This is a genomic window from Methylocystis sp. S23 (assembly GCF_054106005.1).
This window is the reverse complement of sequence record NZ_CM134185.1, coordinates 2,017,391-2,043,179: the sequence shown is the minus strand read 5'-3', so window position 1 is coordinate 2,043,179 and position 25,789 is coordinate 2,017,391. Positions and strand designations below refer to the sequence as shown.

Here is a 25,789-nt window from a genome sequence, read left to right as displayed (position 1 = left end):
GCGACCGCTGTTCGGCGCCGCGCGAAAGCGCGAACGCAAGTTGTCGGTGATAGGGGGAAAGGCCTGGGGCCTCGAACGCACTGGCCGGCGCGACCGCCGGCGGACAGATCGCCTGAGCCGGCCGCCCCACGCCCGTTGAGGTCGGGTCTTGAGACGGCCAGCGGAATAAGATGACGATCGAAGGCGCGACCATTGTCAGCGTCGCGGCCGCCGAGGAAGGAACCAGGAGGCGCGCGAAGTGAGCGCGGCCGCATCGCGCGGACGAACCGGGCGAGGCGAACCTTCGCTGCTGCGCATATCATGGTCCCGGCCATGAGATCGTCAAAAAACCTTTCGCGACGCCCGGAGGCGGCGAGTATGCGCCATACCGGCCCTGAGGCCGCGCATGACGGAAGACGTCAGCCCATCCTGGAAGTTCGCTGGCCCGATCGGCAAGGCGCGCTTGCGCCTTCGGGCTGCGCCAGCGGACTCCCACAGAGCGCAGGTCCTTCATAGCGGGCGCCCGCGAAACGCGCAAGCGCGGCCGCTGCGGCGTTTCGCGCCAAAAGTGCAGCGGGAACAAAATCCGGCCGACGCGTGTGTGGAAGCTAACGTTCCCTTAAGAGACGCGCTTACAAAATAGTTTATAACATCGACGCGCATTGACGCGATTTCGCGAGACCTTGGCCATGCCGCAGCCTTTCTTCCGTCGGATTTCGCGCCCCGGACCGCGCCGGGCGGCCGGCGCGCTCATTTCCGGGCTGGCCTTGGCTGGGTCGGCTTTGGCTGTGAGCGTGGCCGTCCGCGCGGCCGAGCCCGCGGCGGTCTCCGCCGTCGCGAGCCGCGTCGAGACGCTCCCGGACCATTCGCGGCTCGTCTTCGAGTTGACGGGCGCGGTGAAGCCCGCGGCCCATGTGGTGGCCAATCCCGCCCGCGTCCTTGTGGACCTTCCCGAGGTCGCCTTCCGGATCGACCCCCGCGAGGGTCGCGCGCCGGCGGGCTCGAAGCTCATCAAATCATATCGTTACGGTCAGTTCGCGCCCGGTCGTTCGCGCGTCGTCGTCGATCTCTCGGCGCCGGCCCGGATCGTGCGGGCCGAGTGCGAAGCGACGGGCGACGGCGCCCGACTCGTCGTGGAGATCGCGCCGACGTCGGAAGCCCATTTCAACGCCGCGGCGGCGGAAAGCGCCGCCGCGATCGCGAAGGCTGAGCCGGCCCCGGCCGCCGCCGCGCCGGCGCCCGTGGCCTCCGACAAGCCGGTCGTCGTCATCGATCCCGGTCATGGCGGGGTCGATATGGGCGCGACCGGCAAGCATGGCGAGCAGGAGAAGGCCATCGTCTTCGAATTCGCCCGGACCCTGGCGGCCAAGGTGGAGGCGGGCGGGAGGCTGAAGGCCGTCCTCACGCGCGGCGAGGACGTCTTCCTGCCGCTGAGCGAGCGGGTCCGCGTCGCCCATCAGAACAATGCGGCGCTCTTCCTGTCGATCCATGCGGACACATTGGCGGAAGGCCATGTCGAAGGCGCGACGGTCTACACCGTCTCGAACAAGGCGTCCGACGCCGAAGCCGCCCGGATCGCCGAGAAGGAAAATCTCGCGGATCAGGCGGCGGGCCTCGACAGGAAGGAAGACGTCGAGCAGGTCGGCGACATCCTCTTCGAGCTTACCCAGCGCGAGACCCGCGCCTTCAGCGCCCAGTTTTCGCAGACGCTGATCTCGCGCTGGAAGGAGGCCGGCAGCCTCAACAAGAATCCGGCCCGCTCGGCCGGCTTCGTCGTGCTCAAATCCTATGACATGCCGTCGGTTTTGCTGGAGCTCGGCTATCTCTCCAGCGAGAAGGACCTGGCGCGCCTCACTTCGCCCGATTGGCGCGACCGCGCCGCCGGCAAGACGGCCGAGGCGATCGAAGCCTTTTTCGCGGCCAGGCTGCGAGAGGCCCGCGCGCCGGGCCAGCCCCCACGCCCACAATAAAACACAAAATCGCATTATTTAACGTGGCTATGGAGATGGGGCGAGGCCCGCGATCTCCGACTTGAAGCGAAGGCGCGCCGCGCCGGGCCTTTATGGCGGCGAGCGGCGATAGGCCAAAAGCCACTGGTTGGCGAGCGCGGGCGATGCTAAGGCAGAGCCGCGCCCATCGGCGAATTCGGGCGTATTCCGTTTCGAGTTGGACCCATCCGGAAAAAAGCAATCAAGCGCGTGGCGACCCGGCGGCGTCTTGGCGCGCAGACGCGGGCCGACCGCTCCCTGGCGAAACGGAGCGAGCCGGCGCCATATAGATCGAGGCGACGAGCCACGGGCCCTCCCCGCCCGCTGAGAGGAAGAGTTTCATGCGACTTCTCGCAAGGTTTCTAGGCTTTGTGTTCGCAACCGGCACGATCGTCTTCCTGATCGGCGCCGTCGCGGTCGCGGCGCTGGTCTTCTATTATTCGAAAGACCTGCCGGACACGGCGCAGCTTCGAAACTACGAGCCCCCCGTCACCACGCGCCTCCACGCCAATGACGGCTCGATCCTCGCCGAATATTCCCGCGAGCGCCGCCTTTTCCTGCCGAGCGCCGCCATCCCCGCGCTGGTGAAGCAGGCCTTCATCTCGGCGGAAGACAAGAACTTCTATACGCATAACGGCATCGATCCGGAGGGCGTGACCCGCGCGCTGATGGTGCTCGCGCAGGGCGGCCGCCATGTTCAGGGCGCCTCGACCATCACCCAGCAGGTCGCCAAGAACTTCCTCGTCGGCAACGAACGCTCGATCGACCGCAAGATCCGCGAGGCGCTGATCTCCTTCCGCATTGAGGCGGCCTATTCCAAGGAACGCATCCTCGAGCTCTATCTCAACGAGATCTATCTCGGCCTCGGCAATTACGGCGTCGCCGCCGCCGCGCTCAACTATTTCAACAAATCGGTCAACGAGCTGACGCTCGCCGAGGCCGCCTATCTCGCGGCGCTGCCCAAAGGCCCGAACAATTATCATCCCTTCCAGCATCGCGAGCGCGCCATCGAGCGCCGCAACTACGTCATCGACCGCATGGAGGCGGACGGCGTCGTGACGCATGAGGAGGCGGAAAAGGCCAAGGCCGAGCCGCTCGGCGTCACGCCGCGCGCGCTCTCGCCCAACACTTACGTCGCCGGCTATTTCGCCGAGGAGGTGCGCCGCGAGCTGCTCGATCGCTACAAGGAGAAGGGCCTCTATGAAGGCGGCCTGTCGGTCCGCACGACGCTCGATCCGAAGATGCAGGCCTGGACGCGCAAGGCGCTGGCCGACGGCCTGGTGCGCTTCGACGAGGCGCATGGCTTCCGCGGCGCCATGAACCATATCGACGTCTCGTCCGACTGGGGCGCGCCGCTCGCCAATATTCCCGCGCTCGGCGACATCAAGCCCTGGCGTCTCGCCGTCGTTCTCGACGTGAGCGAGGCCGGCGCCCGCATCGGCCTGCAACCCGGCCGCGAGGCCTCGGGCGAGGTCGAGCGCGAGCGCGAGACGGGCCTGCTCACGGCCGAGGGCATGCGCTGGACGGGCCGCAGCCCGCGCAGCGCGCTCACCGCCGGCGACGTGATCTATGTCGAGCCCCTGGCCGGCAATCCGGGCCGCTTCCGCCTGCGCCAGATTCCGGACATCTCCGGCGCCATGGTGGCGATGGACCCCTATACGGGCCGCGTTTTCTCCATGGTCGGCGGCTTCTCCTTCGACCAGTCGGAGTTCAACCGCGCAACGCAGGCGCTGCGCCAGCCGGGCTCCTCCTTCAAGCCCTTCGTCTACGCCACCGCGCTGGACAACGGCTATACGCCGTCCTCCTCCATCCTCGACGAGCCGATCTCGATCCAGCAGGCGGACGGCAGCTACTGGACGCCCGAAAACTTCGAGGGCGGCCACGGCACGGGCGCGCATCCGCTGGATCACGGCGTCGTGCACTCCAAGAACATGATGACGGTGCGCCTCGCCAAGGATGTCGGCATGCCGCTCATCGCGGAATACGCCAAGCGCTTCGGCGTCTATGACGATATGGGCCCCTATCTCTCGCTCTCGCTCGGCGCGGGCGAGACGACCTTGCTCAAGATGGTCACGGGCTACTCCATGCTGGCGAATGGCGGCAAGCGCATCAAGCCGACGCTGATCGACCGCGTGCAGGACCGCTGGGGCAAGACCATCTTCCGCCATGACGAGCGCCAGTGCCTGGGTTGCGACCTGGCGAAATGGGACAATCAGAACGAGCCCAAGCTGATCGACAAGCGCGAGCAGGTGCTCGACCCGCTCACCGCCTATCAGATCACCTCCATCATGGAGCATGTGATCCAGCGCGGCACGGGCGTCTCCATCAAATCGGTGGGCAAGCACCTCGCCGGCAAGACGGGCACGACCAACGACGCCAAGGACCTCTGGTTCGTCGGCTTTTCGCCGGATCTCTGCGTCGGCGTCTATATCGGCTACGACCGGCCGCGCTCCATGGGCAGCCACGCCCAGGCCGCGCTCTTCGCCGCGCCGATCTTCCGCGACTTCATGACGGCCGCGCTGAAGGACAAGCCCGACACGCCTTTCCGCGTGCCGCCGGGCATCAAGCTGATCTCGGTGAATCCGGGCAGCGGCCTGCGCGCCAATGGCGGCGAGCTCTGGGCCTTCAAGCCCGGCACGGCGCCGCCCGAATCCTATTCCGGCGGCGGCGGCGGCGACGGTCCCCGGCAGCTCAACACCCAGCACGACGTCGACCAGCGGGTCGGCACAGGGACGGGCGGGCTCTACTGAGCGAAGGAAATTGGCGGCCGGGGAAGCGTTCCCGGCCGCATTCGCGATATATTCACTCTATGACGCCCGCCGCCATCCCGCCCGTCATCGCCTCCGACTCGGACCGCGTCGCCACGCTGACCCTGAACAGCCCGGCCGCGCGCAACGCGCTGTCGCTGGCCATGCTCGCCGCCCTTTCCGACGAACTGGATCGGCTGGCGGCGCGCGAGGACATCCGCGTCGTCATCTTGCAGGCCGAGGGACTGGCCTTCTGCGCCGGCCATGATCTCAAAGAGCTGACGGCCCATCGCAACGACGCGGATCTTGGGCGCGCCTTCTTCGAGGAGACGATGCGCGCCTGCTCGGCGGCGATGCGGCGGATCGTGAGCCTGCCCGTCCCCGTCATCGCCGCGGTGGACGAGATGGCGACCGCCGCCGGCTGTCAGCTCGTCGCGAGCTGCGATCTCGCCGTCGCCGGCCCCCGCGCGCGCTTCTGCACGCCGGGCGTCGATATCGGCCTCTTCTGCTCGACGCCGGCCGTGGCGCTCTCACGGAACGTCGCACGCAAACATGCGATGGAGATGCTGCTGACGGGCGTCCCGATCGGCGCCGAGGCGGCCCTGCGCATCGGCCTCGTCAACCGCATCTCGGCGGACGGCGCCCGCGCGGGCGCGCAGGCGCTGGCGGAGGAGATCGCGCGCAAGTCGCCACAGGCGATCCGCTTCGGCAAACAAGCCTTCTACGCCCAGCGCGAGAAGCCGCTTGCGGAAGCTTACGAGCTGGCGGGCGCGGTCATGGTGGAGAACATGCTGGCCGACGACGCGAAGGAGGGCGTGGCCGCGTTTCTGGAAAAGCGCAGGCCGGCGTGGGCGGGAGAGTGAAAGCGGCATGGGAAAGTCCGCGCCGCTTTCCATCAGTGCGAGCGAAGCGCCGCGATCCATAGATTCGTGACTGCGGCCTGCCCCTCACCCTAACCCTCTCCCCGCAAGCGGGGCGACGGAATGCGCGGTCCTCCCTCTCCCCGCATAGGGCGTCGAAAGACGCTCTATGCGGGGAGAGAATCGGGGTGAGGGGCAGGCGACCACACGCATCTCAGACGACTCGCGCGACGCCACAACTCCCGGACCACCTCGTCGCTTTCATTTCTCGCCGTGACGAGGCGCCCCCCTCACTCCCCCAAATGCCGCAGCGCCGCCGCCGCCGCGAAGGGGCATAGCGCCAATGCGGCGAGCGTGATGGCGCAGAGGATCGAGAAGGGCGACAGGAAGGGCACGGTCCCGCCCGTCGCCGCTTCCGAGGCCGAGACGCCGAAGATCAGCACGGGGATCGTCAGCGGCAGGACGAGCAGCGCCATCAGCAGCCCGCCGCGCCGCACCGTCACCGTCGCCGCCGCGCCGATGGCGCCGATCAGCGTCAAGGCCGGCGTGCCGACGAAAAGCGTCGCGACGACGCCGAGAAGCGACATCGTCTCCTGTTGCAGCATGAGCCCGAGAAAGGGCGCGGCGACGATGAGCGGCAGGCCGGTCGCCGCCCAATGGGCCGCGCATTTGACGAGCACCGCCAGTTCCAGCGGCGTCTCGGAGAGATGTAGGAGGTCGAGCGAGCCGTCTTCGGCGTCGGCTTGAAACAGCCGGTCGAAGGCGAGCAAGCTCGCGAGCAGCGCCGCGATCCACAGTATCGCCGGGCCGATGCGCGACAGGAGATTCGGATCGGGACCGACCGCGAAAGGCACGATGGTCACGAGGGTGAGGAAGAACACGACGCCCATCGCGCCGGAGCCGCCGACGCGGCGGGCGATGCGCCATTCGCGCAGGAAAAGCGCGCCCATCGGCGAACTCATTTCACGCCTCCCAGGGCCAACTCTCCCGCTTCCTCCAGCCCGAGCGACTCATGGGTCGCGGCGACGATGATTCCGCCCAGCGCGCAATGGTCGCGCATGGCGGCGGCGAATTTTTCGCGCGAGGCCTTGTCCAGCGCCGTCATGGGCTCGTCGAGGAGCCAGACCGGCCGGAAAGCGACGAGAAGCCTTGCGAGCGCCGCCCGGCGCTTCTGGCCGGCGGAAAGCGCCCCGAAAGGCGCGCGCAGCGCATGGGAAAGGCCGACGACGGCCAGCGCCTCCCCGATGGAGCGGCTTCGTCCGTCGGCTTCCCGCGCCAGATAGCGGGACCAGAAATCGAGATTCTCCTCGACGGCGAGCGCCGCCTTCATGCCGTCGGCATGGGCGAGGTAATGCGCCTGCTGTGGCAGCTCCGCCTCTTCGCCCGCGCCCTCCAGCGCCACCGTCCCCCCGAGGCGCGGCAGCAAGCCGGCGATGGCGCGCAAAAGCGTCGACTTGCCGACGCCGTTGCGGCCCGTGACGACCAGCGCCTCGCCGCCGGCGACAGTAAAGCTCACGTCCTGCAGCACGGGCCGGCCGCCGCGCGCCACGGCGAGATTCTCCACCCGCAGACGCAGGGGGGAATGGCGGTCGGCATGCGGCCGATGCGGTGTCTCTTCCATGGGATGAGCCAATAAAGAAAGCCGGCCTCGAGCGCCATAGGCGAGGCCCCGCTCCCCCCGACGGCTGCCTGGCGGGCGGGCGCACTGGCGCGCCGGGGCTTGGGGTGATAAGGGACGCGATCAATTTCGGGCGTCCGATCGCGGCGCCTTGATTCGTCGTGAAACCAAGTGCGCGCGGCGCGCCCGGCATTCAGGGACAGCGAGTTCAGTGACGAGACACAGAAGCCTCCCAGACTACGCCTCGCGGAGATTCCGCTTCGCCGGCAACGCCCTTCTCGAATTCAGCAACCCCTTCTTCGCCCAGATCGACAAGCTCAAGGCGGATTTCGAGGCGCAGGGAACGCATTTCGTCAGCTTCGCCAATTACGACTATCTCGGCCTCGCCAATCATCCGCGCATCCGCGAGGAGGCGAAGCGCGAGGTCGACGGGCTCGGCGTCGGCGCGCTGGCGTCGCGCCTCGTGGGCGGCGAGCGCACGACGCATAAGCAATTCGAGGCGGAGATCGCCAAATTCATCGGCATGGAGAGCGCGCTGGCGCTCGTCTCCGGCTATCTCTCGAACGTCACGACCATTTCCTATCTGATGAACGGCAAGCGCGACGCCATCTTCATCGACGAGCTCGCGCATAACAGCATCGTCTACGGCGCCGAGGGCGCGCCGGCCCATGTCATCAAGTTCCGCCATAACGACATGGACCATCTCGACCATCTGCTCGCCCGGCACCGCGAGGAATATCGCAACGTCCTCGTCGTGGTCGAAGGCGTCTACAGCATGGACGGCGACACGGCCGACCTGCCACGGCTCTATGAAATCAAGGACAAATACAAGATCTGGCTGATGGTCGACGAGGCCCATTCGCTGGGCGTTCTGGGCGCGACGGGGCGCGGCCTCGCCGAGCATCAGGGCGTCGATCCCCAGCGTATCGACCTCATCATCGGCACGCTGTCGAAGAGCCTCGCCTCCTGCGGCGGCTATATCTGCGCCAGGAAGCAGGTGATCGACTGGTTCCGCTTCACCCTGCCGGGCTTCGTCTATAGCGTCGGCTTTTCTCCCGTCGTCCTCGCGGCGGCGCGCGCCGCGCTCGCCCTCATGCAGGAAGAAACCTGGCGCATCGGCAAGCTCGCGCAGAACGCGGAGCTGTTCCGGCAGGTGGCGCATGAGAACGGCTTCTCGACCGGCCCGGCCATCGGACGCGGCGTCGTGCCGATCCTCTTCGAAAGCGACCTCGAGACCATGTGGGCCGCGCGGCATCTGCTCGAAAAGGGCTTTTACGTGCCGCCCGTCGTGCGGATCGGCGTGCCGAAAGACGGCCCCCGCCTGCGCTTCTTCTTCTCGGCGAACCATACGGAGGCGGAGATACGCGGCGTCATACGGGCGCTGCGGGACATGCCGCCCGTGCCGGAGGAAGCGCAGCGCATCGTGGCCGCCGCCATGGCCGGCGCCGCCGCGTGATTTTTTCGCAAGAGCGGACGCCGGCCGTCATTGCTTCGTCGCTTACGCTCCTCGCAATGACGGAGCCGGAACGAATGGCTCAGTAGAACTGGCCGCGTCATCATGACGCTTTCGCGTGGCCCCTCCGGAGGCTTAAGGATTTGAGCATGGCGCGAATCGAGATCGTACCGGTCGCAGGGCTCTCGCGCTTTACGACCTTCTGCAAGCTGCCGCGCCTTCTCTACAAGGGCGCGCCCGGCTTCGCGCCGCCGCTCGACATCGAGCGCTGGACGCTTTTCGCCCATATGCTCAACCCGCATTACAAACTGGTCGAGGACCGGAAATTCCTCGCCCGGCGCGACGGCGAATGGGTCGGCCGCATTTCCGCGCATGTCTACAAGGACATCACGCCCGTCGGCGCGAGCCCCGCGCAGTTCGGCGCGCTCGACGCCGTGGACGACCTGGAGGTCGTGCGCGCCCTGACCGAGGCCGCCGAGGAATGGCTGAGGGCCAAGGGCGCGACGCGCGTCAACGGCCCCTTCTCGCCGACGATCAACGGCGAATGCGGCATGCTGGTCGAGGGCTTCGAGGCGACGCCCATGATCTTCATGCCCTGGCATCCGCCCTATCTCTCGCGGCGTCTGGAGGCGCTGGGCTACGAAAAGGCGAAGGACCTCATCTCCTATCGCTACGACATCACGGAGCAGGACCTTTCCGAGAAGCCGCGCATCTCCAACCGCAAGGAATGGCGCGACCGCCTCAAGCTGCGTCCGCTGAACATGGCCGCGCTCAAGACCGGCGAGACGGCGCTGATGGAGGAGCTGTTCAACGACGGCTGGAGCGGCAATTGGGGCTTCGTCCCCTTCACCAAGGCGGAATTCGATTCGACCGCCGACGCGCTGAAACTCGTCATGCCGCCCGAATTCGGCATCGTGGTGGAGCTCGACGGCAAGCCGCAGAGCTTCGTCATCGCGCTGCCCAACCTCTTCGAAATCGTCTCTGACTTCGACGGCCGGCTTTTCCCCTTCGGCCTGCCGAAGCTCATTTCGCGCATGCGCGGCCACAAATTCAACGCCGCGCGCATCGTCCTGCTCGGCACGCGCAAGGCGCTGCAAAACAGCGCCACGGGCGGCGCCATCCTTCTCGCCATGATCGAGGAAATGCGCCGCCGCGGCGCCAGCGCCTCGATCAAGCAGCTCGAAGCCGGCTGGGTGCTCGAGGACAATCTGGCGATGCGCAAGCCCATCGAGATGTTCGGCGGCAGGGTCGACAAGGTTCACCGCATTTACGAGAAGCGTTTTCGTTGAGTGCAAGCTTGAGGCAATCGGGTGAATGCTGGGCGTGATCCAATCCCTCCCCTTTACGGGGAGGGTGGCCCCGCGTAAGCGGGGTCGGGTGGGGTAAAGCCGCGCCGCTGCGGCGGAGACCCCACCCGGCGGCCTTACGGCCGCCGACCTCCCCGTAAAGGGGAGGCATTGGGCCAACGACCCCAGAGCGCCATAACTCGATCACCCTGGTTCAAACCGGAAGGAAGCAAAGGCCATGAACGGCATTTCGGTCACCGCCCAGGGCGCCGACCGCTCGCATGTCGAGCGCCGCCGGCTGATCCTCGAAAAATATCCGCAGGTGCGCGATCTTTTCGGCAAGGACCCGGTGACCTTCAAGATCACCGCCGGAATCTTCGTCGGACAATTCCTCATCGCCGCCCTTATGGGCTATCTCGGCCTCTCCTACTGGCAGCTGTCGCTCATCCTCGCCATCTGCGTCGGCGCCTTCGCCAATCACGCCAATTTCGTCATCATTCACGACGCGATCCACAATTGCGTCTTCGACAGTCCGCTCGCCAATAAATGGACGGCGATCCTCGCCGATCTGCCCAACGCCTTCCCCACCGCGATGGGCTTCCGCTGCTACCATATCAAGCACCACTCGCATCTCTCGGCCTATGATTACGACGCCGACATTCCAAGCCGGTGGGAAGTCGAGTGGGTCGGTAACAGCACATGGCGCAAGGCCGCGTGGCTCTTCGCCTTCCCCGCCATCCAGCTCGCGCGCCTGTCGCGGCTGAAGGGCACGGTGCCGATCATGGGCAAATGGACCTATATCAACATCGCCGTGATCGTCGCCTTCGATCTCTTCATGCTATGGGCCTTCGGCCCGAACGCCCTGCTCTATCTCTTCTTCTCCTTCTGGTTTTCGGTCGGGGGCCTGCATCCTTTGAGCGCGCGCTGGCTTCAGGAGCATTTCGCCTTCGCGCCCGATCAGGGCACGTTCGACTATTACGGGCCGCTCAACAAGGTCGCGCTCAATATCGGCTATCACAACGAGCACCACGATTTTCACGAAATCCCGTGGACGCGCCTGCCCGATCTGAAAGCCATGGCGCCGGAATTCTATGACGATCTGCGCTGCCACCGTTCCTGGTTCGCGCTGCTCGTCACCTTCGTCTTCGACCCGGCCTATTCGCTCGGCACGCGGTCGGAGAATGTGACGCAGGCGGCCGGCGCCGCCTCCGTCCCGGCGGCGGCGGAGTAAGCCCATGACGCAGGAAAAAGCCGAAACGCTCGACGCCTCGCCGCGCCTTTTCGAGAGCGATCTTCTCGACAAGCTCTCGCGCGTGCATCACCTCACGCCGGTTGTCGTCTATACGCCGATCATTCTGGGCCTGGCCTTCTATTCACTGTCCGAAGTCGGCCTCGGCCTGCTGCTGCTCGGCCTCGCCATCGGCTATCTGGGCTGGACGCTCACGGAATATTTCGGCCACCGCTATCTCTTCCATACCGTGTTCCCGCTGCCTTTCGGATTGGGCCCGCGCTTCCAATTCCTGATCCACGGCGTGCATCACATCTATCCGAACGACCCGCTGCGCCTTGTGATGCCGCCGCTGCTCTCGGCGCCGATCATGCTGATCGCGCTCTCGATCATCCGCCTCATCTTCGGGGGGAGCTTCGCCTGGCCGGTGCTTGCGGGCTTCATGGCCGGCTATGTGATCTATGATTGCGTGCATTACTGGACGCATCACGGCCAGCCGACCTCCGACTTCGGCAGATGGGTGAAGCGCCTGCACATGCTCCACCATTTCCGCGACGCGGAGAAGGGCTTCGGCGTGCACGCCATCTGGTGGGACTATGTGTTCGGCACGGCCTATCAGAAGGGCGATACGCCGGGGTCGAAGGCGGTGTAAGAAGAAGGCCTCCGATTGTGCTGACGCCCCTCGTGCTTCGAGACGCCTGCTTCGCAGGCTCCTCAGCATGAGGGCTTCTTTTTGCAGGCAATAGTTAGGCCTCATCCTGAGGAGCGCGCAAAGCGCGCGTCTCGAAGGACGAGGCCGCCTCGGCCGTTACCCCTGCCCCGTCCGCACAAACCACTCATCCTCGCTAATCACCTCGATCCCAAGCTCCTGCGCCTTGGCGAGCTTGGACCCCGCGCCCGGACCGGCCACGACAAGGTCCGTCTTCTTTGAAACCGACGCCGCCACTTTCGCGCCGAAGCGCTCGGCCTGCGCCTTCGCCTCGTCGCGCGTGAGACGCTCCAGCGAACCAGTAAAGACCACCGTCTTGCCGGCGACGGGCGAGGATGACGCAACTTCCGGCATGGGCTCCAGCGTCACCTGCTCGAGCAGCGCGTCGATTTCCTTCTCATTATGCGGCTCGGCGAAGAAATCATGCAGCGCCTCCGCCACCACCGGCCCGACGCCATCAATGCAGTCGATGCGCGCGCGCGCTTCCGTGCCCGGCGCGGCCTCGCGCGCCGTCTCGCGTAACGATTCGAAATCCCCGAAATGGCGCGCGAGGCGGCGGGCGTTGGTCTCGCCAATATGGCGGATGCCGAGCGCATAGAGAAAGCGATTGACGGGGATTGTCCGCCGCGCCTCGATCGCCGCGAAGAGATTGCGCACGGAAGTCTCGCCGAAACCCTCGCGATTCTTGATTTTCGCGAGGCTCGCGCGGTCGTGCGCTTCGAGCGTGAAAATGTCGGAAGGCGTTCTGATCAGGCCCTCCTTGAAGAAATATTCGATCTGCTTGTCGCCCAAGCCCTCAATGTCGAAGGCGTTGCGCGAGGCGAAATGCTTCAGCCGCTCCACCGCCTGCGCGGGGCAGACGAGCGAGCCCGTGCAGCGGCGCACGACATCGGCCGTTCCGGTCTTCTCGTCGATCTCGCGCAAGGCCGCCGAGCCGCAACGCGGGCAGACATGCGGGAATTCATAAGGCTTCGCATCAGGCGGGCGCCGCTCGCGCACCACTTCCACAATCTGCGGAATGACGTCGCCCGCGCGCTGCACGACGACCGTGTCGCCAATGCGGACGTCCTTGCGCGCGATCTCGTCCTCATTGTGCAGCGTCGCGTTCGACACCACGACGCCGCCGACCGTCACCGGCTCCAGCCGCGCGACGGGCGTCAGCGATCCGGTGCGGCCAACCTGAATCTCGATGCCGCGCAGAATGGTCATGGCGCGCTCGGCCGGGAATTTATGCGCGACCGCCCAGCGCGGGGCGCGCGAGACGAAGCCGAGGCGCTCCTGCAGCGCGATGTCGTCCACCTTGTAGACGACGCCGTCAATGTCATAGCCGAGCGTCGCGCGATCCGTTTCGACCGCATGATAATGCGCGAGCATCTCTTCGACGCTCGAACAGAGCCGCGTGCGCGGATTGACGCGCAGGCCATAGCGTTTGAAGGCCTCCAGCACGCCCCATTGCGTCTTGGCCGGCGGCGCGCTGACCTCGCCCCATCCATAGGCGAAGAAATGAAGCGGCCGCGCGGCGGTGATCTTCGAATCGAGCTGGCGCAGCGACCCCGCCGCGGCGTTGCGCGGATTGGCGAAGACCTGCCTGCCGGCGGCCTTCTGGCGCTCGTTCAAGGCGGTGAAGTCGGCATGCGTCATATAGACCTCGCCGCGCACTTCCAGCACCTCCGGCGCGCCGTCGTGCAGGCGATGCGGGACCTCCTTCAGCGTGCGGATATTGGCCGTGACGTCCTCGCCCTCATAGCCGTCGCCGCGCGTCGCCGCCTGTACGAGATGGCCGCTTTCGTAACGCAGGGAGCAGGAAAGCCCGTCGATTTTGGGCTCGGCGGTGAAGAGTATCTCGCCTTCTGAACGATTCAGGAAACGGCGCACCCGGGCGACGAAGTCGCAAACCTCCTCATCCGAAAACACATTGCCGAGCGAGAGCATCGGCACGGCATGCTTCACCTTGGCGAATTTTTCGGAGGGCCTGGCGCCGACCTTCTTCGTCAGCGATTCCGCGGTGACGAGTTCGGGAAAGGCCTTCTCCAGCGCCTCGTAGCGAAGACGCGCCGCGTCATATTCCGCGTCGGGAACGAGCGGCGCGTCTTCCTGGTAATAGGCGCGGTCATAGCGCGCAATGTCCTCCGCGAGCCGGGCATGTTCGGCGCGGGCCTCGGCGGGCGACAGCTTGTCGACGGGAGTGGAATGCGGAACGGGTTTCCTGGTCATGTGCAATGCGGCTCGGAGCCGTCATTGTGAGCGAAGCAATCCAGCCCAAGTTTCATACGGTCGCCCGCCCCTCACCCCAACCCTCCCCCCGCAGGCGGGGAGAGGGAGACTGGTTCATCCCCTCTCCCCGTGACAACGGGGAGAGGGTTAGGGTGAGGGGCGAGGCCGAATTCACGAACCTTTGGATGGCTTCGCTCGCAATGACGGTGGAAAACGAAGCTTTCGCGCGCAGCCTATCTCTTTCCGCGCGTCTTCGCGAGGCATAGAGCGCGGTTCGCGAAAAGTGGGAACCGGTTTTCGCCTGGAGCGCGCTCTAAACCTTTAGAATCGCATCGTCTGCGTTTAAGCCGCCGCCTCCGGCGCCGCGCCCACGAGCCGGCGCGCTTCCTGCGCGCTGATCGGGCGCCCGAAGGCGTAGCCCTGCGCGTAGCCGCAGCCGAGCTGATAAAGCTCGATCGCATCGGCCTCGGTCTCCGCGCCCTCCGCGACCACGTCCATGCCGAGATCCTGCGCCAGCGCGACGATGGAGCGAAGAATGACGGGACGCGCGCCCTTGCCGCTCTGTTTGACGAAAGAGCGGTCGATCTTGATCGTGTCGAAAGGGAAGCGCTGCAAATAGGCGAGCGAGGAATAGCCCGTGCCGAAATCATCGAGCGAGAGGCCCGCGCCGAGCTCCTTGATGCGGGTCAGCATCTGCGCGGCGTATTCCGGATTCTCCATCACGAGGCTCTCGGTCAGCTCCAGCTTGAGGCTGCCTTTCGTCACGTCATGGCGCAGCAGCACGCTCTTCACGTCGCGCAGCAGATCGTGACGCAGCAATTGCCGCGAGGAGACGTTCACCGAGGCGAAGATCGGCGGATCGACGGCGAGCGCGCGCTGCCAGGCGGCGAGCTCTCGCGCCGTGCGCTCCAAAGCCAGCAGGCCGAAATCGATGATGAGGCCGGTCTGCTCGGCGATGGGGATGAATTGCGCGGGCTCGAGCCGGCCCAGGCGTGGATGGTCCCAGCGCAAAAGCGCCTCGAAACCAGCGATGGTGCGGTCTTCGAGACGCACGATCGGCTGGAAGAAGACCTTCACCTCGCCGCGCTCCAGCGCCCGGCGCATATCGGCTTCCAGCGTCAGGCGATCCGAGCGCTGCGCGCGCATCGACGGACGGAAGACCTCGATGCGGTTGCCGCCCGTGCGCTTGGCGTAGCGCATGGCGATCTCCGCATCCTCCACCATGTCCTCCGCGCCGGGATGCATCTGCTGGTCGTAGAGCGCGATGCCGATCGAGGCGAAAAGCGCGATCTCCCGATCCGTGAAGCGCACCGGCGTCGCGAGCGAACGTCGGACGGAATCGGCGAGATTGATGACGTGGTCGGCGTGGGTCTCGGAGGCGAGGATGATCGCGAATGTGTCGCCATTGAGCCGCGCCAGCGTGTCCTGCGGCTGCAACAGACGCGTGAGGCGGTGCGCCACGGTGAGCAGGATGCTGTCGCCCATGGCGATGCCGACCTGCTCGTTGATCTGCTTGAATCGGTCGATGTCGATGACGAGCACCGTCGGGCGCACGTCCTTCTCCATGCGCGCGAAGACGAGCGCCGCCTCCAGACGGTCGAAGAACAGCTCGCGATTGGGCAGGCCCGTCAGATTGTCATGCACGGCGTCGTGCAGCAGGCGCTCCTGCGCATTGCGCTCGTCGGTGACGTCGGTGAGCGTGCCGACGACGCGGATCACCTCGCCATCCGGCCCCACGACGGGCCGCGCGCGCAGGCGGTAGCAGAGATAATGGCCGTCCGCCGCGCGGAGCCGGAACTCCTGATTGATTCGGCCCCGGCGCTGCTCCAGCAGCGCGTCGAGGCAGGCGCGATAGCGGTCCTGCTCGAAAGGATGCAGCAGATCGAGCCAGGAAGACGCCGCGCCTTCAAGCCCGCCACGGTCAAGGCCGAGCGCCGCCTCGATCTCCGGGCTCACATAGATGTGGTCGGAAGGCACGTCCCAGTCGAAGACGATCTCATTGGCGCCGGTCATGGCCAGCGCCTTGCGCTCCACGTCGCTGATCGCGCCATGGGAGAGTCCGCCTGTCGCGAAGGCGTTCTGCATCACCGTGAAGCCGATCAGCATGACGATGAGCACCAGGCCGCCGACAAGCGCCGGCGAGACGAGGTCGTTCGTCATCCAGCCGGCGACCGCGAAGCCCGCCGTCGCCACCCAGACGACGAGCAGGAACCAGGTCGGAATCAGCATGATCGCGCGGTCGAAGCCGTGCGAGGCGAGATAGAGGACCAGCACGAAGCCCACGACGGCGACGGTCGCGAGCGAGATGCGCGCGACGCCCGCCGCGACCGGCGCGTCGAAGACCGCAAGGCCGACGAGGTCGAGCAGGATCAGGAGCCACAGCGCCGCGACATGCCAGGCGCGCACATGCCAGCGATTGAGATTGAGATAGGCGAAGAGAAAGACGACCAGCGTCGCCGACAGCACTGTCTCGGCGCCGGCGCGCCAGATGCGGTCGGCGTCCGCCCCGGAGCCGAAAATCTTGTCCCAGAAGCCGAAATCGATGCAGACATAGGCGAGCACCGCCCAGGCCAGCGCCGCCGCCGCGGGGAAGATCACCGCCCCTTTCACCACGAAGACGATGGTGAGGAAGAGCGCGAGCAGGCCGGCGATGCCGATGACGATGCCCTTGTAGAGCGTGAGGCTCGTCACCTTGTCCTTATAGGCCTCGGGCTCCCAGAGATAGAGCTGGGGAAGGTTCGGCGTGCGCAACTCGGCGACATAGGTGATGGTGGTGCCGGGGTCGAGCGTCAGGCGGAAGACGTCGGCGTCGGCCGAATCCTCGGCCTCGGGCGGGAAGCCCTGGCTCGCGGTGATGGCGGAGATGCGGGTGGAGCCCAGATCCGGCCAGATGACGCCCGAGCCCTGCAGACGGAAATGCGGCGCGACGATGAGGCGCTCGATCTGCTCGTCCGTGTCGTTCGTCAGCGCGAAGACGATCCAGTTCGGGCGGCTGCCCGCCTCGCGGGCGCCGACTTCGATGCGGCGCACAATGCCGTCGGAGCCCGGCGCGGTGGAGACCTGGAGGCGGTCGCTCTGCGAATAGTGCTTTTCCACCACATGGGTGAGGTCGATGGCCCGCGCGCCTTTGGGAACGCGGACCGATTCCACGGCGAGCGCCGCGGCGGTCGAGACCAGGAGGGCAAATAGGGCGATCAGAAGCTTTTGGAGACGCACATTCTCTTCTCGGCTGCAGGCCTGCCAGCAGACGCTCGACCCCGCGAGCGCCTGTTCCCTATTCTCTGATCGCGGCCACGGCGCGACAATTGCTGGGCCAAAAAATGCAACTTGCGGCTGTCCGGCCGCACGGAAGCCGCGAACCTTCGGGGGCGAAGCCGACGCCTCGTCTCCGACTACGCCGCAAGCATTGAAGGTTCTCATAAAATCAGTAGAGCCTCCGGCGCCGATCCGCAAGCCGATTCAAACCGGACGAAAATAGCGGTATGCTCCTTGCGAGGGGAGTTCGGCCGCGCTTGCGGATAAGGGCGCCCGCCAATATACGCTTAGGACGTCAGCAGCGCGGCGCGCGCGGATTTCCAAAAAGGGTGAACGGCTATTTTTCGCGACGGCCCGCCGCGGGCGTCGCGCTGTGGATGGGAATGGAACGGATGCGTAGCGCCCTTGGCGGCCCCCGCCTTCTGCTGCGCCGGCTGCGCGAGATCAGCGCGGAGCCGGTGAGCGCGCAGACGCGTCTCGACAAGATCGTGGTGCAGATCGCCGCGAACATGGTCGCAGAGGTCTGCTCGGTCTACGTCCTGCGCGCCGACCAGCGCCTCGAGCTCTACGCCACGGAGGGCCTGAATCGCGAGGCCGTCCACCAGACGACCATGCACGCCGGCGAGGGCCTTGTCGGCCTCATCGCCCGCAGCGCCGAGCCGCTCGCCCTCTCCGAGGCCCAGGACCACCCCGCCTTCGCCTATAAGCCGGAAACGGGCGAGGACGCCTATCATTCCTTCCTCGGCGTGCCGATCCTGCGCGGCGGCTCGACCCTCGGCGTCCTCGTCGTTCAGAACAAGGTTCGCCGCGTCTATTCCGAGGAAGAGGTCGAGGCGCTTCAAACGACCGCCATGCTGCTCGCGGAGCTCATCGCTTCCGGCGAGTTGCAGGCGATCGAGGACCCGCGCGACCTCGCCCTCTACCGGCCCGCCTCGCTGAAGGGCGCCCCCATGTGCGAGGGGGTCGGCCTCGGCCATGTCCTGCTGCACGAGCCGCGCGTGGTCGTGAAGCAGCTCGTGGCCGAAGACCTCTCCCGCGAGCTGACCCGCCTGGAGCAGGCGGTCGACGCCATGCGCGCCTCGATTGACGAGCTCGTCGCCCATGGCGACCGGATCGGCGCGGGCGAGCATCGCGACGTGCTGGAGACGGTCCGCATGGTCGCCTATGACCAGGGCTGGGTGCGCCGCCTGCGCGAGGCGGTGAAGTCGGGCCTGACGGCGGAAGCGGCGGTGGAGCGCGTGCAGAGCGACGCCCGGGCGCGCATGCAGCGCCAGACCGACCCCTATCTGCGCGACCGCCTCCACGATCTCGACGACATCGCCAACCGCCTTCTGCACCAGCTCACCGGCCAGAGCTATGTCGCCGACCGCGACAGCGTGCCCGAAAACGCCATCATCGTGGCGCGCACCATGGGCCCGGCGGCGCTGCTCGATTACGACCGCGCGCGGCTGCGCGGCCTGGTGCTGGAGGAAGGCGGCCCGTCGAGCCATGTCGCCATCGTCGCGCGCGCGCTCGGCATTGCGACCGTCGGCCTCGTGGCGGGCGTCATCGACGTCGTCGAGACCGGCGACCCGATCATCATCGACGGCTCGACCGGCGAGGTGCATGTGCGTCCGCAGGCCGACGTGCAGAGCGCCTATGCCGAGAAGGCCCGGCTGCGCGCGCGGCGGCAGGAGCAATACGCCAAGCTGCGCGACGTGGACGCCGTCACCAGGGACGGCGTCAAAATCTCCCTGCATATGAACGCCGGCCTCGCCATCGACGTGCCGCATGTGCACGACACGGGCGCGCAGTCGATCGGCCTGTTCCGCACCGAGCTGCAATTCATGCTCGCGCCGCGTTTTCCGCGCATGGACGAGCAGTATCGTTTCTATAAGGGCGTGATGGACGCGGTGCCCAACCGGCCGGTCACCTTCCGAACGCTCGACATCGGCTCCGACAAGATCCTCCCCTATATGGCGAAGATCGACGAGGAAAATCCGGCGCTGGGCTGGCGCGCCATCCGCATCGGGCTCGACAGGCCGGGCCTGCTGCGCATGCAGTTGCGCGCCATGCTGAAGGCCGGCGCCGGGCGCGAATTGCGCATCATGTTCCCGATGATCGCCAATGTCGCGGAATTCGAGGCGGCGAAAGCGATCGCGCTGCGCGAATTGGAGCATATCCGCCGCCACGGCTATCCCGAGCCGGAATTGCTGAAGCTCGGCGCCATGGTGGAGGTGCCCTCGCTTTTGTGGGAGCTCGACCTCATCGCCGCGCGCGCCGATTTCCTGTCCGTCGGCTCCAACGACCTCGTGCAGTACATGTACGCGGCGGACCGCGATAATACGCGCGTCTCGAAGCGCTACGACAATCTCTCGCCGCCGGTGCTGCGCGCGCTGGAGCGCGTCGCCGAGGCCGGCCGCCGCGCCGGAACGCCGGTGACGCTGTGCGGCGAGATGGGCGGGCGGCCGATCGAGGCGCTCGCTCTGCTCGCCATCGGCTATCGCTCCCTCTCCATGTCGCCGGCCGCGATCGGCCCGGTGAAATCGATGATCCTGGGGCTCGATCTCGACGAGGCGCAGGTCTTTCTGGCGACGGTGCTCGCCGCCGACGACGGCGCGCCTTCCGTGCGCGACAAGCTGCGCGAATATGCGCTGTCGCGCAATATTCCGCTGTAGCGGCGCCTCTTTCCTCCGGCTTCCTTTTCCGCAAGACCGAAACCCGCATGTTCGCACAAGACAAGCTCGATCTCATTCTGCGCCGCTATGAGGAAATCGGCGAAAAGCTCGCGAGCGGCGCGGACGGGCAGGCCTTTGTCGCGCTCTCGCGCGAGCGCGCGGCGCTCGACGAGGTGGTGGAGTCGATCCGCGCCTATCGCGCGGCCGAGCGCGAGGCGAAAGACCTCGCCGCCATGCTCGCCGACGCGTCGCTGGACAAAGAGATGCGCGATCTCGCCGAGGCGGAAGCCGACGAGGCGCGCGAGCGGCTGGAAAAGGCCGAGAAGGCCTTGCAGCTCGCGCTGCTGCCGAAGGACGAGGCGGACGAAAAGGGCGTCATTCTCGAAGTGCGCGCCGGAACGGGCGGCGACGAGGCGGCGCTTTTCGCGGGCGACCTCTTCCGCGCCTATCAGAAATATGCGGCGCTCCAGGGCTGGCGCGTGGAGCTCGTTTCGGAAAGCCCCGGCGCGCTCGGCGGCTTCAAGGAGATCGTCGCGGAGATCGCCGGCCGCGGGGTTTACGGCAAACTGAAATTCGAATCCGGAGTCCATCGCGTTCAGCGCGTGCCGGCGACGGAAACGCAAGGCCGCATCCATACCTCGGCGGCGACGGTCGCGGTGCTGCCGCAGGCCGAGGAAGTCGACGTGACGATCGACGAGAAGGATCTGCAGATCGACACCATGCGCTCGCAGGGCGCCGGCGGCCAGCACGTCAACAAGACGGAGTCGGCGATCCGCATCACGCATATTCCCTCCGGCATCGTCGTGATGATGCAGGAGGAGCGATCGCAGCACCGCAACAAGGCGAAGGCGATGAACGTTCTGCGTTCGCGCCTCTACGACGCCGAGCGCCAGCGCCTCGACAAGGAGCGCTCCGCCGACCGCAAGAGCCAGGTGGGCTCGGGCGACCGCTCGGAGCGCATCCGCACCTATAATTTCCCACAAGGGCGCGTGACCGACCATCGCATCAATCTGACGCTCTACAAGCTCGACCGCGTGATGGAAGGCGAGCTCGACGAAATCATCGACGCGCTCGCCACCGACCGCCAGCAGAAGCTTCTGGCGCAGAGCGAAGCCTAAATCCCGCTTCGGCGCCGCGCGACTCCATCTGAAATTGCGGCCGTCGCGCTTTCATCCTCGATTTTGCGCGCCACGTGCGCCACCGCACCAACGTTCCCGTGAAACGGCCGTAGCCTTCTCTCATCGCAAAACGAAGTTGCGAAACGCAAGCAAGAGGAGAGCGTCATGTCCAGGAAGATCGCCACCGCCATTCTGGTCGCCGGCCTGTCGAGCGCCACGATCGTTTCCACCACCGCCCCGGCCGCCGCCTGGGTCAGCGACGGCGCCGCCGCCGCGATCGGCATGGGCGCCTTTGCGGTCGGCGCGATGGCCGCCGGCGGGATGGGCGGCTATAGCGAGCACCATGTCATTTATCATGATTGCTATCCGAGCCGCCGCCCGGTCTACAATCATTGGGGCGATGTCGTCGGCTTCCGCCGGGTTCGCGTATGCGACTGACGCGCGGCGATTGACGGGGGGCCGAGACGTTTTAAGACTTGGCCCATTCCGCCCGCAAACCGCGGAATGCAAGACTGGGGAGGAAGAAATGACGAACAAGATTTTCGCATATGCGCTCGCCGCCGCCATAAGCGGCGCCGCTCTGGCGCCTGTTGCGGCGCAGGCTTCCTGCCGGGGCCTCTGGATGGAGCGCAATCAGATTTACAAGGACGGCGGCTATTGCTTCAAGACGGCGCGCGCCATCCGCGTTTTCGGCAATGCCGGATGCAGCTATGACGACGTCAACGACGTGCCGCTTTCGGCGCGCCAGCGCGCCGCCGTGCGCGATATCGTCGCGGAGGAGCGGCGCATGGGATGCGGCGACTAAGGCCGCCGCCCGCCATCGTCATTGCGGGGAGCGAAGCGACGAAGCAATACAGGCCGTGATGTGGCTCTGGATTGCTTCGCTTCGCTCGCAGTGACGAATTAACGATTGTCGAAAAGCTCGCCCGCTTCGGTGTAGCGCGTCGGGTCGTTTCTCCAGAATTGCTGCTGCTGGAGGAAGTAATTGTCGTTCGCCTGCGCGTTGGGCTGCAGCGTGCCCGAGGCCGGATCGCCGGCGCCGTCGTCCAGCCAATCCTTGTTGGAAGTGAGATTCTTCGGCAAGGGGATCGGAAAATCGTCGCTCTCGGCGGCTTGCGGCTGGGCGGGCGCCGGCTTGCGCGATTTCGCAAGCGCATCGCCGGAGAGAAGCGCAAGAGCCGTGGCGAGGCCGAGGGAAAGCGTAAAGGCGCGACGCATGCTGAGCTCCGTGAAACCTATGGTGGAAAAATCACCATAGATCGCGCGGCGAAAAAGGGGAAACCGGTTTTTGGCGAGCGCGCCCCGGGCGGCCTAATGCCGGAAATGGCGCACGCCGGTGAAGACCATGGCGAGCCCCTGCGCGTCCGCCGCCGCGACCACCTCATTGTCCTTCACCGAGCCGCCCGGCTGAATGATCGCGGTCGCGCCCGCCGCCGCCGCCGCGAGCAGACCGTCGGCGAAGGGGAAGAAGGCGTCGGAAGCGACGACCGATCCCTTGGCGAGGCTCTCCGCGAGCCCCGCGAGCTGCGCCGCCTCGCCCGCCTTGTGAGCGGCGGCGCGCGAGGAATCGACGCGCGACATCTGCCCCGCGCCAACGCCCACCGTCGCGAGGTCCCTCGCATAGACGATGGCGTTGGACTTGACGTGCTTGACGACGCGATAGGCGAACTTCAAATCGGCGAGCTCCCGCCCGCTCGGCGCGCGCTTCGTCACCACCTTCAGTTCCATGTCGTCGACGACGGCGCTGTCGCGCGTCTGCGCGAGAAAGCCGCCCGCGACGCTGCGGAAGGTTACGCCGCGCGCGCGGGGATCGGGGAGCCCTCCGGTCAACAGCAGGCGCAGATTCTTCTTCGCGCCGACGATCTCGATCGCCTCGTCCTCCGCCTCGGGCGCGATGATGACCTCGGTGAAGATCTTCACGATCTCGCGCGCGGCCGCCGCGTCGAGCTTGCGATTGAGCGCGACGACGCCGCCAAAGGCCGAGACCGGATCGCAGCGCAGCGCCTTGAGGTAAGCCTCCTCCAGCGAGGCGCCTTCCGCGACGCCGCAAGGATTGGCGTGCTTGACGATGACGACGGCGGCCGTGCGGGCGGGATCGAATTCCGCGACGCATTCGAAGGCGGAGTCCGTGTCGTTGACATTATTGTAGGAAAGCTGCTTGCCCTGGGCCTGCCGCGCCGTGGCGACGCCGGGCCGCGCCTCGCCCGTGAGATAGAAGCCCGCCGCCTGATGCGGGTTTTCCCCGTAGCGCATGGGCTCCGACAGCCGGCCGCCGAAAGCGCGGACGGGCGGCGCGGCTTCGCCGAGCTCCGCGGCCAGCCAATTGGAGATCGCCGCGTCATAGGCCGCCGTGCGCGCAAAGGCCTTCTGCGCGAGACGCCGGCGCGTGGCGAGCAGCGTGGCGCCGCCGGTCGCGGCGATCTCGTCCGCCAAGGCGGCGTAATCGGAAGGATCGACGACGACGGCGACGTCGTCATGGTTCTTGGAGGCGGCGCGGATCATGGCCGGCCCGCCAATGTCGATATTCTCGACGCATTCCTCGAAAGGCGCGCCCTTGGCGAGCGTCGCCTCGAAAGGATAGAGATTGACGACGAGAAGGTCGATCGGCCGGATGTCATGGGCGAGCATCGCCGCCTCATGTTCGGGATTCTCGCGGATCGCCAGCAGGCCGCCATGCACCTTGGGATGCAGCGTCTTCAGGCGGCCGTCCATCATCTCGGGGAAATGCGTGAGGTCGGCAATGTCCTTCACCGCGAGGCCGGCGTCGCCGAGCGCCTTGCGCGTGCCGCCGGTCGAGACGAGCTCCACGCCATGGCCGGCCAGCGCGCGCGCAAATTCGACAAGGCCCGTCTTGTCCGAGACGGAGAGAAGGGCGCGCGCGACCTTACGCTGATCCACCGGCATGGGCTGAAGTCCTCCAAAGGGAAATTTGCGCCGCGCTTATCACACATCCCTTGGGCGTGGAACCGCTCAACCCCTCTGAAAGCTCCAACGCAGCTCGACTCCCGGCGCGGCCTTTCCGCGCAGCACGATCTGGGCGCATTTGCGGGCGCCGGCGGGCGCGGCGAAAAATATGCTTTCCTCGATCTGCGGCCAGGCGTCCTCGGCTTCGAAAATCACCGTCGCGCCGCTCGATAGCTGCAGCTCGATCGCTTCCCCCAGCTCGACGGCCCTTATGCGGGGATGGAGGTGAAACCGCACGGCGAAATCGAGCCCCGCGGGTCCCGCGCCGCCGTCCTCCGCGGGCAGCAGCCGATCGCGTCCGGCGAGCGCCGTCCCGTCCGCGGCGAGGATCAGCTCGCGCGCATGGATCAAGCCGAAAGCCCTGGCGTAGCCGTCATGCGAGAGAGAGAGCGTCGTCGCGCCCTGCGCCTCGACGCGCGTCGCCGAGACATGGCCCGGACCTTCGACGATGCGTTCGGCGCGCCAGCGGCCGACATCCTTCCTGGCGATGCGCGCCGAGGAGCGGTCGTCGATGACGAGCGTCGAATGGGCCGCCGTCGCGCGCGCCAGCTCCCGCAGATCGTCATGGGGCGGCGCGGGCGCCCCGCAATTGACGACGACCCGCTCGATCCCCAGCGAATATTCGAAAGAGAGAAAGCCGGCATGGGCGGCGGCGGAAAACTCGAAAGGCGGCGGCCCGCCGGCCTCGACGAGGACGACGGCGTCCCCCGCCTCGAGCCGCTGATAGCCCACATAGGGGGCCTTCAGCGGCGCGGCGCCGCGCGTATCCTCATTGGCGAGCACGCTCGCGACGCGATCGAGCTCGGTCGCGCCCATGCCGTTGAAAAGGGCGAGAGAGCCGTCGCCATGCTGCAGCATGCGCAGCGTCGGCATCATGCGATCCACGGCGCGCAGCATGGAGGCGGGCGTCTGCAGGCCCCGCGCCGCGAGCACCTGGCGCAAGGGCAGGAGATCGAGCAGCAGATCAACGGCGACCTGCGGATTGCGGCTGACATGGCCGCCGTCGCTCAAAATCTGGCGGTCGAGCTCCGCCGACAGGGCGCGCGACACTTGCGGCGCGATCTTGCGGCCGGTGTCGGCGCAGACCGCGAATTCGGCGAGCGCGATGGCGCAGAGCGCCCGGTCGGCCCCCTGCGCCTGGCCCGTGGCGAGCGCCCGCCAGATGAGCCGCGCGCTCTGGGCGAGCGACAGCATGAAGGCGTCGTAGAATTCGGCGTCGGCGCCGTCGAGCAGAACGGGCGACTGCGCGAAGAAGGACAGGAGGCGCCGCGCCACGACCGCCGGCTCCATGGCGGGATCGTCATGGGGCAGCCTTTTCAGCGCGAGAAAGTCGCCGACGAGCGCCCGCGCATTGGCCTGCGCCAGCGTCTTGTCGGCCGCGCGCAAATGTCTCAGCCAGGAAAAGCCGGCCAGCGCCCGCCGCCAGGCGGGCGAGGGCGGCGTGAGCGAGAAGGGCGAGGCCCCGTAGCTCTGCAGGGTCTTGCCCGCGAAAGAGAAATAGCCGGCGTAAATCTCGTCCGCGACGGTCGGATCGGCCGTGCGAATGTCGGGCGGCGCGATGCGGAGCCGCTCGGGCGGCGCGATCGCCATGGATTTCACCACGTGATAGGGCGTCGCCGCGCCGCGCGCGAAGACCTTTATCGCGAAGACGCCGGCTATCCGCATCCGGTCACGCAAGCCGCCGTTCAGATCCCATCCTCCGATTCGCCCAGT

18 protein-coding genes are annotated in these 25,789 nt (G+C 66.7%); 11 read left to right on the top strand and 7 right to left on the bottom strand.

Features of this window, described 5'->3' with window-relative positions:
• The first annotated feature begins 767 nt into the window (after positions 1-767).
• From ACV7JP_RS10055 to ACV7JP_RS10045, 3 genes are all read left to right on the top strand, one after another.
• On the top strand, positions 768-1,949 hold the full coding sequence (locus ACV7JP_RS10055; RefSeq protein WP_457795547.1) for an N-acetylmuramoyl-L-alanine amidase: 1,182 nt from the start codon (positions 768-770) through the stop codon (positions 1,947-1,949).
• A gap of 359 nt (positions 1,950-2,308) precedes the next feature.
• Positions 2,309-4,717, top strand: a complete 2,409-nt coding sequence (locus ACV7JP_RS10050) for a penicillin-binding protein 1A (protein ID WP_457795546.1) — start codon at positions 2,309-2,311, stop codon at positions 4,715-4,717.
• Between the two features lie 59 nt (positions 4,718-4,776).
• Positions 4,777-5,577: an enoyl-CoA hydratase gene (locus tag ACV7JP_RS10045; protein WP_457795545.1), complete on the top strand. Its 801-nt coding sequence runs from the start codon at positions 4,777-4,779 to the stop codon at positions 5,575-5,577.
• A gap of 287 nt (positions 5,578-5,864) precedes the next feature.
• Here ACV7JP_RS10045 and ccmB read toward each other — a convergent pair whose 3' ends face one another.
• Both ccmB and ccmA read right to left on the bottom strand, forming a co-directional pair.
• Positions 5,865-6,536, bottom strand: a complete 672-nt coding sequence (ccmB, locus tag ACV7JP_RS10040; protein WP_457795544.1) for a heme exporter protein CcmB — start codon at positions 6,534-6,536, stop codon at positions 5,865-5,867.
• Entirely contained in the window at positions 6,533-7,150 is a 618-nt protein-coding gene (gene ccmA / locus ACV7JP_RS10035; RefSeq protein ID WP_457799061.1) for a heme ABC exporter ATP-binding protein CcmA, read from the bottom strand. The genes ccmB and ccmA overlap by 4 nt, the downstream gene beginning before the upstream one ends.
• A gap of 253 nt (positions 7,151-7,403) precedes the next feature.
• Between ccmA and ACV7JP_RS10030 the strand changes: the two genes are divergently transcribed.
• The 4 genes from ACV7JP_RS10030 to ACV7JP_RS10015 all read left to right on the top strand — a co-directional run bounded on the left by ACV7JP_RS10030 (position 7,404) and on the right by ACV7JP_RS10015 (position 11,811).
• Positions 7,404-8,648: an aminotransferase class I/II-fold pyridoxal phosphate-dependent enzyme gene (locus ACV7JP_RS10030; protein ID WP_457795543.1), complete on the top strand. Its 1,245-nt coding sequence runs from the start codon at positions 7,404-7,406 to the stop codon at positions 8,646-8,648.
• 146 nt (positions 8,649-8,794) lie between these two features.
• Positions 8,795-9,934, top strand: a complete 1,140-nt coding sequence (locus ACV7JP_RS10025) for a hypothetical protein (protein ID WP_457795542.1) — start codon at positions 8,795-8,797, stop codon at positions 9,932-9,934.
• Between the two features lie 235 nt (positions 9,935-10,169).
• The gene (locus ACV7JP_RS10020) at positions 10,170-11,162 is read left to right on the top strand and encodes a fatty acid desaturase (RefSeq protein WP_457795541.1); all 993 of its coding nucleotides are present in this window, start codon (positions 10,170-10,172) and stop codon (positions 11,160-11,162) included.
• Positions 11,163-11,166: 4 nt separating this feature from the next.
• Positions 11,167-11,811 carry a sterol desaturase family protein gene (locus ACV7JP_RS10015; RefSeq protein WP_457795540.1) on the top strand — a complete coding sequence of 215 codons (645 nt, stop codon included), beginning with the start codon at positions 11,167-11,169 and terminating at the stop codon, positions 11,809-11,811.
• Positions 11,812-11,967: 156 nt separating this feature from the next.
• Here the strand turns inward: ACV7JP_RS10015 and ligA are convergent, their stop codons facing one another.
• Together ligA and ACV7JP_RS10005 are read right to left on the bottom strand one after the other, a co-directional pair.
• A complete protein-coding gene (gene ligA / locus ACV7JP_RS10010; RefSeq protein WP_457795539.1) occupies positions 11,968-14,082 on the bottom strand; it encodes an NAD-dependent DNA ligase LigA in 2,115 nt (704 codons plus the stop codon).
• Positions 14,083-14,424: 342 nt separating this feature from the next.
• The gene (locus ACV7JP_RS10005; RefSeq protein WP_457795538.1) at positions 14,425-17,298 is read right to left on the bottom strand and encodes an EAL domain-containing protein; all 2,874 of its coding nucleotides are present in this window, start codon (positions 17,296-17,298) and stop codon (positions 14,425-14,427) included.
• Between the two features lie 431 nt (positions 17,299-17,729).
• Between ACV7JP_RS10005 and ptsP the strand changes: the two genes are divergently transcribed.
• The 4 genes from ptsP (at position 17,730) to ACV7JP_RS09985 (ending at position 21,917) form a co-directional block, all read left to right on the top strand.
• Positions 17,730-19,994 (top strand): phosphoenolpyruvate--protein phosphotransferase, encoded by a 2,265-nt coding sequence (gene ptsP / locus ACV7JP_RS10000; protein WP_457795537.1) that lies wholly within the window; start codon positions 17,730-17,732, stop codon positions 19,992-19,994.
• Between the two features lie 47 nt (positions 19,995-20,041).
• Complete coding sequence (gene prfA / locus ACV7JP_RS09995) at positions 20,042-21,112, top strand: peptide chain release factor 1 (protein WP_457795536.1); 1,071 nt, start codon at positions 20,042-20,044, stop codon at positions 21,110-21,112.
• A 165-nt stretch (positions 21,113-21,277) separates the two neighbouring features.
• Positions 21,278-21,550, top strand: a complete 273-nt coding sequence (locus ACV7JP_RS09990; RefSeq protein ID WP_457795535.1) for a hypothetical protein — start codon at positions 21,278-21,280, stop codon at positions 21,548-21,550.
• A gap of 88 nt (positions 21,551-21,638) precedes the next feature.
• Positions 21,639-21,917: a YARHG domain-containing protein gene (locus tag ACV7JP_RS09985; RefSeq protein ID WP_457795534.1), complete on the top strand. Its 279-nt coding sequence runs from the start codon at positions 21,639-21,641 to the stop codon at positions 21,915-21,917.
• 98 nt (positions 21,918-22,015) lie between these two features.
• Here the strand turns inward: ACV7JP_RS09985 and ACV7JP_RS09980 are convergent, their stop codons facing one another.
• The 3 genes from ACV7JP_RS09980 to ACV7JP_RS09970 all read right to left on the bottom strand — a co-directional run bounded on the left by ACV7JP_RS09980 (position 22,016) and on the right by ACV7JP_RS09970 (position 25,741).
• Positions 22,016-22,330, bottom strand: a complete 315-nt coding sequence (locus ACV7JP_RS09980; protein ID WP_457795533.1) for a cellulose-binding protein — start codon at positions 22,328-22,330, stop codon at positions 22,016-22,018.
• A gap of 93 nt (positions 22,331-22,423) precedes the next feature.
• A complete protein-coding gene (gene purH / locus ACV7JP_RS09975) occupies positions 22,424-24,016 on the bottom strand; it encodes a bifunctional phosphoribosylaminoimidazolecarboxamide formyltransferase/IMP cyclohydrolase (RefSeq protein ID WP_457795532.1) in 1,593 nt (530 codons plus the stop codon).
• Positions 24,017-24,082: 66 nt separating this feature from the next.
• Positions 24,083-25,741, bottom strand: coding sequence for a heparinase II/III family protein (locus ACV7JP_RS09970; protein WP_457795531.1), 1,659 nt, complete (start codon positions 25,739-25,741; stop codon positions 24,083-24,085).
• Positions 25,742-25,789 lie beyond the last annotated feature (48 nt).